The sequence below is a fragment of the Streptomyces sp. GD-15H genome, from assembly GCF_045291515.1.
GTDB lineage: Bacteria > Actinomycetota > Actinomycetes > Streptomycetales > Streptomycetaceae > Streptomyces.
In genome coordinates this window covers 934,589-946,632 of record NZ_CP149447.1, presented here as the reverse complement: position 1 = coordinate 946,632, position 12,044 = coordinate 934,589, and the positions used below count along the sequence as shown (strand labels likewise).

The 12,044-nt window shown below is 71.7% G+C and carries 11 protein-coding genes; 6 read left to right on the top strand and 5 right to left on the bottom strand.

What is annotated here, in order from left to right:
- Positions 1-6 precede the first annotated feature (6 nt).
- Entirely contained in the window at positions 7-768 is a 762-nt protein-coding gene (locus tag WJ438_RS04695) for a condensation domain-containing protein (protein WP_406724086.1), read from the bottom strand.
- The gene (locus WJ438_RS04690; protein WP_406724085.1) at positions 669-1,265 is read right to left on the bottom strand and encodes a condensation domain-containing protein; all 597 of its coding nucleotides are present in this window, start codon (positions 1,263-1,265) and stop codon (positions 669-671) included. The genes WJ438_RS04695 and WJ438_RS04690 overlap by 100 nt, the downstream gene beginning before the upstream one ends.
- 206 nt (positions 1,266-1,471) lie before the next feature.
- Between WJ438_RS04690 and WJ438_RS04685 the strand changes: the two genes are divergently transcribed.
- Positions 1,472-3,433, top strand: a complete 1,962-nt coding sequence (locus WJ438_RS04685; RefSeq protein WP_406724084.1) for an amino acid adenylation domain-containing protein — start codon at positions 1,472-1,474, stop codon at positions 3,431-3,433.
- A 2-nt stretch (positions 3,434-3,435) separates the two neighbouring features.
- On the opposite strand, the gene WJ438_RS04680 is transcribed toward WJ438_RS04685, so the two are convergent.
- A complete protein-coding gene (locus WJ438_RS04680) occupies positions 3,436-4,641 on the bottom strand; it encodes a cytochrome P450 (protein ID WP_406724083.1) in 1,206 nt (401 codons plus the stop codon).
- Between the two features lie 173 nt (positions 4,642-4,814).
- Here WJ438_RS04680 and WJ438_RS04675 point away from each other — a divergent pair, with 173 nt between their 5' ends.
- Genes WJ438_RS04675 through WJ438_RS04660 form a run of 4 tightly spaced genes read left to right on the top strand, consistent with a single transcriptional unit; the run spans position 4,815 to position 8,434 of the window.
- Positions 4,815-5,663, top strand: coding sequence for a thioesterase II family protein (locus tag WJ438_RS04675; protein ID WP_406724082.1), 849 nt, complete (start codon positions 4,815-4,817; stop codon positions 5,661-5,663).
- On the top strand, positions 5,660-6,406 hold the full coding sequence (locus tag WJ438_RS04670; protein WP_406724081.1) for an SDR family NAD(P)-dependent oxidoreductase: 747 nt from the start codon (positions 5,660-5,662) through the stop codon (positions 6,404-6,406). The genes WJ438_RS04675 and WJ438_RS04670 overlap by 4 nt, the downstream gene beginning before the upstream one ends.
- Positions 6,407-6,441: 35 nt before the next feature.
- Positions 6,442-7,683, top strand: coding sequence for a pyridoxal phosphate-dependent aminotransferase (locus tag WJ438_RS04665; protein WP_406724080.1), 1,242 nt, complete (start codon positions 6,442-6,444; stop codon positions 7,681-7,683).
- A 4-nt stretch (positions 7,684-7,687) separates the two neighbouring features.
- On the top strand, positions 7,688-8,434 hold the full coding sequence (locus WJ438_RS04660) for a tryptophan 2,3-dioxygenase family protein (RefSeq protein ID WP_406724079.1): 747 nt from the start codon (positions 7,688-7,690) through the stop codon (positions 8,432-8,434).
- 38 nt (positions 8,435-8,472) lie between these two features.
- On the opposite strand, the gene WJ438_RS04655 is transcribed toward WJ438_RS04660, so the two are convergent.
- Together WJ438_RS04655 and WJ438_RS04650 are read right to left on the bottom strand one after the other, a co-directional pair.
- Positions 8,473-8,985 carry a winged helix-turn-helix domain-containing protein gene (locus tag WJ438_RS04655; RefSeq protein WP_406724078.1) on the bottom strand — a complete coding sequence of 171 codons (513 nt, stop codon included), beginning with the start codon at positions 8,983-8,985 and terminating at the stop codon, positions 8,473-8,475.
- A 453-nt stretch (positions 8,986-9,438) separates the two neighbouring features.
- Positions 9,439-10,632: a cytochrome P450 gene (locus tag WJ438_RS04650; protein ID WP_406724077.1), complete on the bottom strand. Its 1,194-nt coding sequence runs from the start codon at positions 10,630-10,632 to the stop codon at positions 9,439-9,441.
- A 143-nt stretch (positions 10,633-10,775) separates the two neighbouring features.
- Between WJ438_RS04650 and WJ438_RS04645 the strand changes: the two genes are divergently transcribed.
- Positions 10,776-11,996: a cytochrome P450 gene (locus tag WJ438_RS04645; RefSeq protein WP_406724076.1), complete on the top strand. Its 1,221-nt coding sequence runs from the start codon at positions 10,776-10,778 to the stop codon at positions 11,994-11,996.
- Positions 11,997-12,044: the final 48 nt, after the last annotated feature.

The window sequence follows — 12,044 nt, the reverse complement described above, 5'->3', positions numbered from 1 at the left end:
TTTCCTTCAGGCCACGGCGTGGCCGGTCGGTGTCGTGCACATCTCGACGTAGGTGGCGAGCAGCTCGCGGACGAACTCGGCGGAGAACCGGTCCGGGTTGAAGAACAGCAGGATGCGAACGGTGTCCTCGGCCGGCACCGCCACCAGCTCCAGCTCGAAGCGCGTCGCGACCCCGTCCGGTACCAGCACCTCCACGTCCAGGCCGCCGGCCCGGGTGCTGTAGACGGGGTCGGGCATCATCTGGAACACCACGTCGTCCGGCCGCCGGGTGGTGTCGGTCGGCGTGATGGGCAGCAAGTGCAGCGGCATCGCCTGGTGCACGAACGCCTCCATCACGGTGGCGTGGGTGGCGCGCAGATCCTGGGCGAAATCCGCCCCGGGCCGCAGCCGGGTGCGCAGCAGCACCATGTTCGCCAGGAACCCGACGGTGCGCTGGTGCTCCGGTGTGCGGTTGGCGAACAGCGTGGCCACCGTCAGGTCGTCGCTGCCGCTGACCTTGCGCAGGCTTCGGTAGTAGGCCGTCAGCAGGGCGACGAACAGCGTGCTGCGCTCGCCGCGGGCCACCTCGTCGAGCGCCCTGACGGTGCCGGCGTCGAGCACGTGCTGCACCAGGCCGGTGTTACGGGCCGCTCCCGGTGTGGCCCGCGTCATCGGCAGCGGCGGCAGGCTCAGCCCGCGCAGCTGCCGGGACCAGAACGAGGTGAGCCGCTTGCCGGCCGCCGAGCCCAGGGTCTGCCGCTGCTCAGCCGCGAACGCCGAGTAGGGCACGGCCGGCTCCGGGCCGGCTCGCCCTCGGGCCGGTCCAGCGCGGCACACAGGTCCTCCAGGATCACGCGGCACGACCAGGCGTCGGTGACCATGTGGTGCATGTTGAAGCAGAGCACGTGATGGTCGGCGGCGAGTCGGAACAGGGTGAGCCGTACCCCGCTCTCCGTGGGGTCGATGCGCGTACCCAGCTCGACGGCGATGGCGTCCTCGACCGCCGCCCGCGGGTCCTCGACCGAGGAGAGGTCGACCTCGTGCAGCTCGGGCGAGACGCGGTCGGCGATGAGCGCCTTCAGCCGGCGTCCGCCCCCGGTGAAGGTCGTCCGCAGCGCCTCGTGCCGGGCGAAGACCTCGGCGAGTGCACGGCGCAGTCGCGCCTTGTCGACCGGCCCGCGCAGGCGGCACAGGGTCGGGCAGTTGAGCGCCCCTTCCTCACCACGGTAGCGGTCGAGGAACCAGAGCAGGATCTGTCCAACGGAAGGCTGGGTTTCGGCTACCACGTCGGCAACGTAGCCACACGAACGTCCGGCGCCGGCGGACCTTGAAAGAAAGCTGCGAGAAACCCCGGGGCGGCGCCGGCCCCGCGGCCCGCCGCCTTCACGAACCTGTCGCGGACCGGCCCGCCGCGTTGGCCGAGGCTCCATCGTGGACCGGGGTGCGCGCCGCGCGTCCGCCCGTCGCCCGCGTGAGTTCTCGGAGGTCAGCGATGAGCCGGAATCCGTTCGAGCGCGAGAGGCAGAGCTGCGTCGTGCTGCGCAACGACCGTGGCCAGCGCTCACTGTGGCCTGCGGAGTACCAGGTGCCGGAGGGCTGGATCGTCGAGCACGGCCCGGTCGAACGGTCCGAGGCGAGCGCCTTCGTGGAGACCGTGTGGTCCGACGTACGCGCCGTCGGCGGGCCGGTCACCGCCCTGCCCACGCTGCCGGAGTACTTCGAGTGGATCGCCGCCGCCCATCCGCAGACGCCCGCGGTGGAGGCGGACGGGGGCGTGCTGACCTACGGCGAGCTGGCGGCGCGGGTCAACCGGCTCGCCCGGGTGCTGATCGCCCGCGGCCTGGGCCCCGGCCACCTCGTCGGGCTGTCCGTCGCCCGGGGTCGCCGGCTGCCGGTCGCCGCCCTCGCGGTCGCCGCGGCCGGTGCCGCGTATGTGCCGCTCGACCCGGCCTACCCGGCCGAGTGGATCGAGCACGCGGTGGGCGATGCCGCGCTGGACTGCCTGCTGCACAGTGGCCCGCACGGCGCCGTGACGAACAAGGCCCCGGTCCTCGACCTCGACGATCCTGGACTGGAGCGTCTCTTGTCCGCCACGGCGCCGCATCCCATCGCGCCCGAGGAGCGGCTGCGACCGCTGACGGCCGACTGCCCGATGTACGTCATCTACACCTCCGGCTCGACAGGCGTGCCGAAGGGCGTCGTCGTGGCGCACACGGGCGTGAGGGACCTGGTCGCGACGCAGCGGCAGTGGATCGGCGCCGGGCCCGGGGACCGGGTGCTGCAGTGGGCCTCGTTCAACTTCGACGCCGGATTCTGGGACATGACCCTGGCTCTGCTCTCCGGCGCCACCCTCGTCATCACCGACGAGCGGGACGTGCTGCCCGGTGACGACCTGCGCCGCACCCTGCGGGAGCGGCGCATCACGCATGCCGTGCTCCCTCCGGTCACCCTCACCCTCACCGACGACACCGGCGTGCTCGACGGCGGTGTGCTGCTGTCCACCGGCGATGCCTGCCCGCCGTCGCTGGTGCGCAAGTGGGCGCCCGGCCGGCGGATGTACAACGGCTACGGCCCCACCGAGATGACCGTGGGCGTCACGATGGCCGGACCGATCGCACCCGGCGACCCGGTGAGCATCGGCATCCCGTGGCCGGGCAACGAGGTGCGGGTGCTCGACGACGACCTGCGCCCCTGCCCGCCCGGCGTGGAGGGCGAGCTCTACCTCGTCGGCTCCGGCGAGGCGCTGGGATACCTCAACCGGCAGGCTCTGACCGCCGAACGGTTCATCGCCGACCCCTACGGCCCGCCGGGCACGCGCATGTACCGCTCCGGCGACCGCGGCCACCGCACCGCGGGCGGCGAGCTGTTCTACGCTGGCCGCTCGGATCGCCAGGTCAAGCTGCGCGGCTTCCGCATCGAGCTCGGCGAGGTCGAGGCGGCGCTGGACGCCTGCCCCGGAGTGGTGCTCAGCGCGGTGGTGGTGACCGGCGCGCTCGACACGGCACGCATGACCGCGTACGTCACGGCCCGTCGGGGCGGCAGCCCGGACATCGGCGACCTCAGGCACCGGCTGGCGCGAAAGCTGCCCGCGCACATGGTGCCCGAGGACATCGTGCTCCTGGACGCGCTGCCGGTGACCAGCAACGGCAAGGTCGACCGGCGCGTCCTCGCGGAGCTGGCCGGCTCCGGGACCCCGCCCGCCGCCGCGGGCCGCGGTGCCGAGCCGCCCGCCGCCGGTTCGCGCATCGACGCGCTGTGCGCGCTGGCGGCGGACGTGCTGGGCGTCGACGTGATCGAGCCGCACGAGAACTTCTTCGACGTGGGCGGTCACTCGGTGCTCGCCGTCCGGCTGTCACACCGTGTACGGGACGAGTGGGGGATGAACCTCCCGGTCCGCGCGGTCATCGAAGGCCCGACGATGGCCGACCTGTGCAAGCACCTCCCGGGCGCCTGAGCTCAGCGGAGCTCCAGCCGCAGATCCTCGTATCCGAAGAGGAATGAGCTGTACACCCGCCGCGGCTGCGCCAGCGGCTCGATCGTGCGCACCCGGCGGACGACCGAGGTGAGTACGGCGGTGAGTTCGAGCCGGCCGAGAAAGGCGCCCAGGCAGAAGTGCGGTCCGTGGCCCAGGGCGACGTGCGGGTTGGGGGCGCGGCCGACGTCGAAGGTCCGGGGCCGGTCGAAGACGGCGGGGTCGTTGTTGGCCGAGATGTTCCACAGGCACACGATGTCCCCGGCGCGGATGTCCCGCCCGCCCAGGCGCAGGTCGCTCGTCGCGGTCCTGGCGAAGTGCATGGCGGGGGTGACCCAGCGCAGTACCTCTTCGACGGCCGTGGCGGCCGAGGCGTCCCCCGAGGACAGCCGCCGCCATTGGTCGCCGTAGCGGCCCAGGGCGTCGAGTGCCCCGATGGCGGACATGCGGGTGGATTCGTCGCCGCCGAGAATCAGGCTGTAGCAGTTCAGGGCGATGTCGTCGTCGGACAGCGGCTCGCCCTCGACGCGTGCGCCGACGAGCATGCTGATCACGTCGTCGCCGGGCCGCTGCCGGCGCTCGCGGACCAGCTCGACGAAGTAGGCGAGGATTTCGCTGCGGGCTTCGAGGGCGTCCACCGGATCGGCCTCGGCGTCGCCGGCGGACAGGGCCCGCTTGTTCCAGGCCAGCAGGTCCGGCCGGTCGGCATCGGGCAGCTCCAGCAGATCGCAGATGGTGTTGATCGGCAGCACCTCGGCGACCTCGGCCGCGAAGTCGAACGGGCCCGCCCCCACGACGCGCCCCACCAGGGCGTCGGCGCGGGCCATCACCTGCTGCTCCACCTGCCGGATCAGCCGGGGTGAGAACGCCCGCAGCAGCAGCCGGCGCAGGTCGCGGTGGCGCGGCCGGTCCATCACGGCCAGCATCCGGCCGCCCGCGGAGTCCCCGCCGCGCAGCAGCACGTCGAGCACCGTGCCGCGGGCGGAGCTGAGCCGGTCCGCGTCCTTGTACCCGGCGACGACATCGGCGTGTCTGGCCACCGACCAGAACCCGGTGCCGTACGGCGACTCGTGCCACACGACCGGCGCCTGCTCGCGCATCCGGTCCCAGTACGCGTACGGGTCGTGATCCACAAAGGCGGCGGGATCGGTGAGATCCAGCGCCGACACCGATGCGGGGGTCTCCGGCATTGTCTCGTCCTCCTGGGCCTAGGAGCGCACGACGCCTCCCTACAGGGGCGCACCGGCCGATCGTGGCAAGGGTCGCGGGCCGGGGCGGGCGCCTTGAATGAAAGCAGAAGGATTCCGCGAGCCCGCCATCGGCGCGTGCCATCGTCGAGACGCGACCACCGATCGGAGGGCGTATGGAATCGCGCACTTGGCTGAGGCGTCTGCATCCGCGCGATGTCGCCGGTGGCCGGCGAGGGCCGGCCACCGGCGCGGGCCGGCTCGGTGCGGACCGGCCGCGCCGGACCCGCTTGGTCTGCTGCCCGCACTCCGGCGGCTGGGCGGAGAGCTTCCTGCCCTGGCGCGACCACCTCCGTGGCCTCGGGGACGAGGCGGGCGGTGGAGGCGTCGACCTCCTCGCGGTCCAGTATCCGGGGCACGGCGGCCGCAGCGCGGAGCGGCCGACCGCGGACGTCCACGCCATCGCGGACGCCGTCCAGGCGGAGCTGACCGCTCTGCCCCCGGCGCGGCTGCTGCTCTTCGGACACAGCTTCGGCGCGATGGTGGCGTACGAGACGGCCCGCCGGCTGGAGTCCGCCGGCCGTCCGCCGGCCGTGCTGGCGGTCAGCGGCGCACGGGCCCCCGGCGATCCGGCGGTCCGGCTCGGTGACGCCGCCCTTCCCGACGAGCAGCTGTGGCGCCGCATCGCGCAACTCGGCGGACTCCATCCGCTGGTGGCCGCGGAGCCCGAGCTGCGCGCCCTGGTACTGCCCGCGCTCCGCGCCGACATCGCGGCACACGAGCGCTATGTGTCCGCCCCGCCGCCCGCCCCCATCAGCACGTCGATCCGGTGCTACGTCGGCGCGGACGACCCGCTCGCGCCCGCAGCCGCCGCCCCGGGGTGGGCGGCCCGTACCACGGGCCGGACCGTCGTCCGGGCGCGGCGCGGCGGACACTTCCATCTCTTCGATCTGCCCGGCGAACTGCTCGCGGACCTGCTGGCCGAGCCCGCCGGGACCGGCACGGAGGAGGCGGTGTGGGCGTGAGCGGCCCCTGGGCGGGGCAACGCGTCGTGGTCACCGGCGGCGGCTCGGGCATCGGTGAGGCGATCGTGTTCCGGGCGGCCCGACTGGGCGCCGCGGTAGTGGCCGTGGGCCGCCACGCCGGCCGGCTCGAGCGGGTGGCCGACCGCGGCGGCCCGCACGTGCACGCCTACGCCTGCGACGTGACCCGGCCCGGCGCGGCCGCCGCGATCGTGGCCGCCGCGTGCAAGAAGCTCGGCGGGGTCGACGCCGTCGTCAACAACGCCGGGCACGCCCGGTTCGCGCCGCTGGAGGACGCCGATCCGGAGGAGTTCGGCCGGATGCTGCAGACCAACGTCGTAGCGGCTGCCGAGCTGATCAGGCAGGCGCTGCCGGAGCTGCGCGCCAACCGCGGCAGCGTCGTCAACGTCTCCTCGGTCGGCGGGGTGCTGGCCATGCCCGGCCGGGCGTACTACGGCGCGAGCAAGGCGGCGTTGAACGCCCTGACCCGCGCGCTGGCCGTGGAGCTGGCCCCCGACGTACGGGTCAACGCGGTGCTGCCCGGCCCGGTGGACACCAGGCTGTGGGAGGAGGCGGCGGGCGACGACGTCGCCGCGCTCCGCCGAAGCATCATCGCGGGCACGCCGATGGGGCGCTTCGGCGCGGCCGACGAGGTCGCCACCTGGGTGTGCCACCTCCTCGACCCGCAGAGCGCCGGCTGGATGACCGGCTCCCTGATCGCCGTGGACGGCGGCCGCACCGCCTGAATCACATCCCCTCGAGCTCAGGAGTAGTGACGACCATGGCTCATCCGAATCCGGTCTTTCCGGTGGCCTCCTCGATCCCCGCTTCCTGGCTGTACAACTCCTTCAGACTCGCCGCCGAGCGGGAGCGCCGGATGCCGGGCGGCCTGATCAAACTGCACGTCGGCGAGCCCGCGTTCGGGCCGCCCGAATCGGTGGCCCGCGGCCTCGCGGAGGCGGCGCTCGGCGGACGCACCCGCTACATCGACGTGCAGGGGCTGCTCGAACTGCGCGAGGCCATCAGGGTCAAACTCGACACCGTCAACGGCATCGACGCCCCGGTCGACCAGCTCTTCGTCACCCCGGGCTCCTGCCAGGGCCTCGCCGCCCTCCTGCGTAGCCTCGCCGAGCCGGGTGCCGAGATCCTGCTCCCCGAGATCCACTGGCCGGTGCATCTGCAACAGGCCCTGCTGGCCGGCCTGCGCCCGGTGTTCTATGGGCTCGACGAGACGTACGCACCCGACCCGGAGTCGATCCGTGCCGCGGCCACCGCGCACACGCGGATACTGCTGCTGAACTCGCCCGCCAACCCCACCGGCGCGCTGCTCGGCCGCGACACCCAGGAGCGGCTGTACCAGCTCGCCGCCGAGCAGAGCTGGCAGATCGTCAGTGACGAGGCCTACGAGGACTTCGACTTCGCGGCACCGCACGTGTCGATCGCCGCCCTCGAACGCGACCTGCTCCCGTCCGAGCGGCGGGTCCACAGTGTGTTCACGTTCTCCAAAGGACTGGCGATGACCGGATACCGGCTCGGCTACGTGGCGGTCGCCCGCCCTCAGGTGTGTGAGGCGATGCGGATGGTGCAGGAGTCGAGCATCATCGCGCCGTCCGCCCCGATCCAGTACGCCGGCCTCAGCGCGCTGCAGGCCGGGGAGGCGCTCGCCGCCAACCACAAGTTCGTGCGCGCCAACCGGGACAACGTGCTGCCGGCGCTGGTCGACGCCGGGCTGCTGCCGGCCCTGCCCGGAGGAGGCTGGTACGCGATGGTCGACGTCTCGCCCAGCGGCCTGACCGGCGAGGAGTTCGCCGCCGAACTGATGCGGACCGAGGACGTCGTGGTCGTGCCCGGCAGCGGGTTCTCCGCCCGTCCCGAGTTCGGCGCGGACGGGACGCTGCGTCCGCTGCACCCCGGCGGCATCGCCGGCGGGCTGGTACGGATCGCATTCTGCGTCGACCCCGAGCAACTGGCCACCGGGGTCGAACGCATCGTGGCTCTGGTAGACCGGAAGAGGACGGACTGAACTGATGGACGCCGAGGACTCCTACCACGAGTACCTGCGACTTGACGAGCTGTTGTCCCTGCAGCAGCCGAGGGCCCCCAAGGACGGCCCCGACCACACGGTGCTGTCCGAGCACTTCTTCATCGTCTGCCACCAGACGTGCGAACTGTGGCTGAAGCAGATACTGGTGGACCTGGCCGCCGTCGAGGAAGCGTTCCTGACGATGCGCACCGCCGACCTGGAGCGCGCGGCCGACCTGCTGTACCGCGTGGGCGACCTGCTGCGGCTGCTGCATGAGCAACTGGTGGCGATGGAACGGCTGCCGCTGGAGGACTTCGCGAACTTCCGGCGGTATCTGGGCTCGGCGAGCGGCGTCCAGTCCACCCAATTCCACCAGCTCGACCGGAAGCTCGGCAACGCCGCCCGCACGGGCATCCTGTACACGGCGTTCGCCCAGGGAGTGGAACGCACGGGCGGCACCGTGGCCGCCATCGTCGAGGCCGGCGTCGCGGCGGGCACCGAGCACCGCATCGTCGAGGGGCTGCTGCACCTGGGAAACGGCTATATGCGGTGGAAAGTCGGACACGTGGGCCTCACCAGCCGGATGCTCGGCGAAAACACCGGGACCGGCGGAAGTGCGGGCGTCGGATATCTGATGGACCGGGCGACCCTGCCGTTCGCCGAACTGCGGGCGCTGCGCGGCCGGGTGCATCAGCGCAAGTCCGGCGTGGCCGGAACCACGGCGGGCCGGGGCGCCTCAGCTTCCGACTGAGGACGCTCCGGCCCGCGGGTGTAAGCGTTTCCTTTCGCTCACACAGAATGCTGCGGTTCCGAGTCCGCCCATTCCAGGATGTAACCGCGACCCCACACCGTACGCAGCTCGAGGCTGACCTTTTCGATGCGTTTACGCAATCGCAGTATGTGGAGATCCAGGGCGTTATTGGAGAAACCCACGTCGATGTCGGCCAGCGCCTGCTTCAGCTGCTCGCGGCGGACCACCTGGCGGAAGTCGTCGAGTAGGCGGTGCATCAGCGCCACCTGGGCGTTGGACATGGGAACCGACTCGCCGCCGTAGTAGAGCACTCCGGTCGGATCGAGTACGGGCACGGCGTCCGCGGTGCGCTGCCGCAGCACCGAGACCCGGGCCTCGACGTCGCAACGCGCCACCGGCGGGCGTATCCAGTCCTCGCTGGGTGCGACATCGGTCGGCGGTACGGCGCCCCCCTCCACGACCAGTAAGGCGGGCACTCCGGCTTCGCGCAGCCGCGTTCGTTCGTGGCCCTGAGCCGGCCACCGCAGGAACACGACGTCCCGGTGGCTCATAACGCCTCCTGCCGGGTAGCACCTCCTCCGGGCAATCGACTGGTAAATCGGTTGTGCGGCACTCGGCCAGGACGGAATTGAACAGTGGCAGTGACTTCCCGAACATTCGGCATGATTGCCCCCGTATCGCCGTTGCGCTGGCGTTTTATCGCTTCTGATCTGCCTGTCTGTCGATGGCCCATACATCTTGTCAACGCATGGTGTCAGTCCACGGCGGAATCCCCGAAGGCAGCGGAATACGCGTCGATGGACATGCCGGGAAATCCTCGGGCCGGTAAGGCCGCCGTTGCGGCGGGCCACACGGAACTCAGTTCGAAATTTGTCATCACCTTCAAACATTCCGTCGGTCACTGCTTCACCGTAAAGGGTGAGTACCGCTACGAAAAGGGGTCGGTCGTCACTCGATCGAAGAAGTTCGGGCCGGCGCTCGCTCCACGCCGGCAACCCCCCACCTCACCGCAGGGAGACGGGGATGCACTGGTACCCGCGGAAGGTGACGCTGGGCCGCCGGACGATCTCACCGGCCAGCTGCGGGCGTTCGGCCGCGCCGGCCAGCCAGTGGACGACGGCGCGCCCCTCGACCCGCGCCAGGGCGGCACCCAGGCAGTGGTGCGGTCCGCCGCCGAAGCTGACGTGCGGATTGGGGTCGCGGGTGATGTCGACCTCCTCGGGCCGGTCGAAGCACTCCGGATCGTGGTTGGCCGCGCCGAGCAGCAGGACCAGGATCCGGCCGGCGCGGATGGTCCGGCCGCCGATCTCGACCGGTTCCTTCACATAGCGGGCGGTGGCCTGGATCGGGGCGTCGTAGCGCAGCATCTCCTCCACGGCGCGCTCGGCCAGTTCCGGCCGCTCGCGCAGCAGCCAGAACTGCTCGGGGTGGGTGAGCAGTGCCGACCACGTGGTCGAGATCAGGTTGGTGGTGGTCTCGAAGCCCGCGAAGAACAGAAACACGACATTGTCGACGAGGGTCTCGCGGTCGAGCTCCGGGGTCTCGCGCTCCAGGGCCAGCAGATTGCCGATCAGGTCGTGGGAAGGCCGCACGGAACGCTCGTCGATCAGGGACCTGATGTAGCCGCGCAGCCACGTGACCGCCGCGTGCGCGCCCTCCCGATCCTCGGGCGGCACGTAGAGCGCGAAGGCCTTGGCGAGCTCCACGGCGTGCGGGCGCACCGCCGCCCGGTCGACGTCGGGGATGCCGAGCAGCTCGCAGACCACCGTCACCGGCAGGGGGAAGGCGAGGTCGTCGACCACGTCCAGGCGCCCGCGCTCCATCGCCGCGGCCATCAGCTCGTCGACCTGCCCGGCCACGTAGTCGTAGAGCCGCCGCATCAGGGGCGGACTGAACGACTGCTGCATGATGCGCCGCCAGAAGGTGTGCGTCGGCGGGTCCTGGTCGAGGACGATCCGCTGCAGGAAGTCGTTCGCCGGCCCGGAACCGTTGGAGAACTCGTGATACTCGGCCGGATACCGATGCCCCAGCCGGCGGTCCTTCAGCAGCTTCGCGACGTCCGCGTGGTGGGAGACGACCCACTGCCCCGCGGAGCCGCGCGCGAGCCTCCCGGCCGCCCGGAGTTCGGCGTACACCGGGTAGGGGTCGTCGAGCACGCGTGGGTCGCGGGAGTCGAACTTCACCGGAAGCTGTCGCATCCGCGTCTGCCACCTCCACCGTTGCAGTCCGGCCACCGAGCCTCGCAGAGCACCGGCGGCTCGGCGGTGAACCTGTCAGCCAACCTTCGGACCCGGCTGGGCGGCTCGGCGGCGGCCCTAATCTCGTCGCTGGTTGGAGGTGCATGATGCTGACGGACATGCCGCGGTACGTGCTCGACGACGCCAAGAAGGCAGCGGACCCGTACCCGGCCTACCAGCAGTTGAGGGAGTACGGGCCGATGTGCCGGGGCGGCCCGGGCCAGTGGGTGTTTCCGCGGCACGCCGAGGTCAGCGCGCTGCTGCGGGACCGGCGCCTGGGCCGTGAATACCCCGAGCGGTACCAGGCGTTGTCGATCGGGGAGGGCCCGGCCAACGACTATCTGCAGCGCATCGTCATCAACCGCGACGACGAGGCGCACGCCCGGCTGCGGCGCCTGCTGATCAAGTCCCTGAACCCGGCGATGGTGCGCTCGCTGGCCGGGCCCATCGGCGCGTCCGTCGACCGGATACTCGACCCGCTGGCGCAGCGCGACGAGTGGGACCTGGTGGCGGACCTGGCCGTGCCCGTACCCATGACGGTGATGAGCGAGCTGCTCGACATCCCGGCGGCCGACCGCGACATGATCGCCCGCTGGTCCACCTCGCTGGCGCAGGCCTTCGCCGTGTTCATCCCGGACGACAAGCGGCACGAGGCGCACGAGGCGGTGGCCCAGCTGCGCGCCTACTTCGTCGACCTGCTGCGAGAACGCCGCCGTCGGCCGGGGGGCGACCTGCTGTCGCGGATGCTCACCGCGGTGCGCGACGGCACCGAACCGCTCACCGACGAGGAGATCGTCGACAACGCGCTGTTCGTGTACTACGCCGGTTTCGAGACCACCACCAACATGATCGCCACCGGCGGCAACCTGCTCGTCACCCGGCCCGACATCCAGCGGCAGCTGCGCGCCGACCCGGGCGTCATGGGCACCGCCGTCGACGAGTTCATGCGCTACGACGCGCCGATCCACACCACGTCGCGCCTGGTGCTGGAGCCGATCGAGATCGCCGGCCACACCCTCCGCCGCGGACGGGTCGTGGTGCTGCTGCTGGCCTCGGCGAACCGTGACGCGTCGGCCTTCGCCGACCCGGACCGGGTGGATCTGACCCGGTCACCCAATCCGCATGTGAGCTTCGGCGGCGGCGTCCACCACTGCCTGGGGGCGGCGCTGGCGCGGATCGAGGGAACGGTCGTCTTCGAGCGGCTGATGGCGCGCTTCTCCCGTGTCGAATCGGCCGGACCGGCCCGCTGGAACCCCAGCGGCGGCGGATTCCGGTTCCCGTACTGGGCGTTCGAGAAGATTCCTGTCACTGCCCGGCCGACGTGACCGCCGCCGGCCTGTCGGCACCCTTTCATGCACGGACAGCGCTCGGTT

What these genes read in the sequence shown, in the direction of transcription:
- WJ438_RS04685 (WP_406724084.1), top strand. Translation starts at nt 1,472, where the DNA reads ATGAGCCGGAATCCGTTCGAGCGCGAGAGGCAGAGCTGCGTCGTGCTG.
- WJ438_RS04680 (WP_406724083.1), bottom strand. Translation starts at nt 4,641, where the DNA reads ATGCCGGAGACCCCCGCATCGGTGTCGGCGCTGGATCTCACCGATCCC.
- WJ438_RS04675 (WP_406724082.1), top strand. Translation starts at nt 4,815, where the DNA reads ATGGAATCGCGCACTTGGCTGAGGCGTCTGCATCCGCGCGATGTCGCC.
- WJ438_RS04665 (WP_406724080.1), top strand. Translation starts at nt 6,442, where the DNA reads ATGGCTCATCCGAATCCGGTCTTTCCGGTGGCCTCCTCGATCCCCGCT.
- WJ438_RS04660 (WP_406724079.1), top strand. Translation starts at nt 7,688, where the DNA reads ATGGACGCCGAGGACTCCTACCACGAGTACCTGCGACTTGACGAGCTG.
- WJ438_RS04655 (WP_406724078.1), bottom strand. Translation starts at nt 8,985, where the DNA reads ATGAGCCACCGGGACGTCGTGTTCCTGCGGTGGCCGGCTCAGGGCCAC.
- WJ438_RS04650 (WP_406724077.1), bottom strand. Translation starts at nt 10,632, where the DNA reads ATGCGACAGCTTCCGGTGAAGTTCGACTCCCGCGACCCACGCGTGCTC.
- WJ438_RS04645 (WP_406724076.1), top strand. Translation starts at nt 10,776, where the DNA reads ATGATGCTGACGGACATGCCGCGGTACGTGCTCGACGACGCCAAGAAG.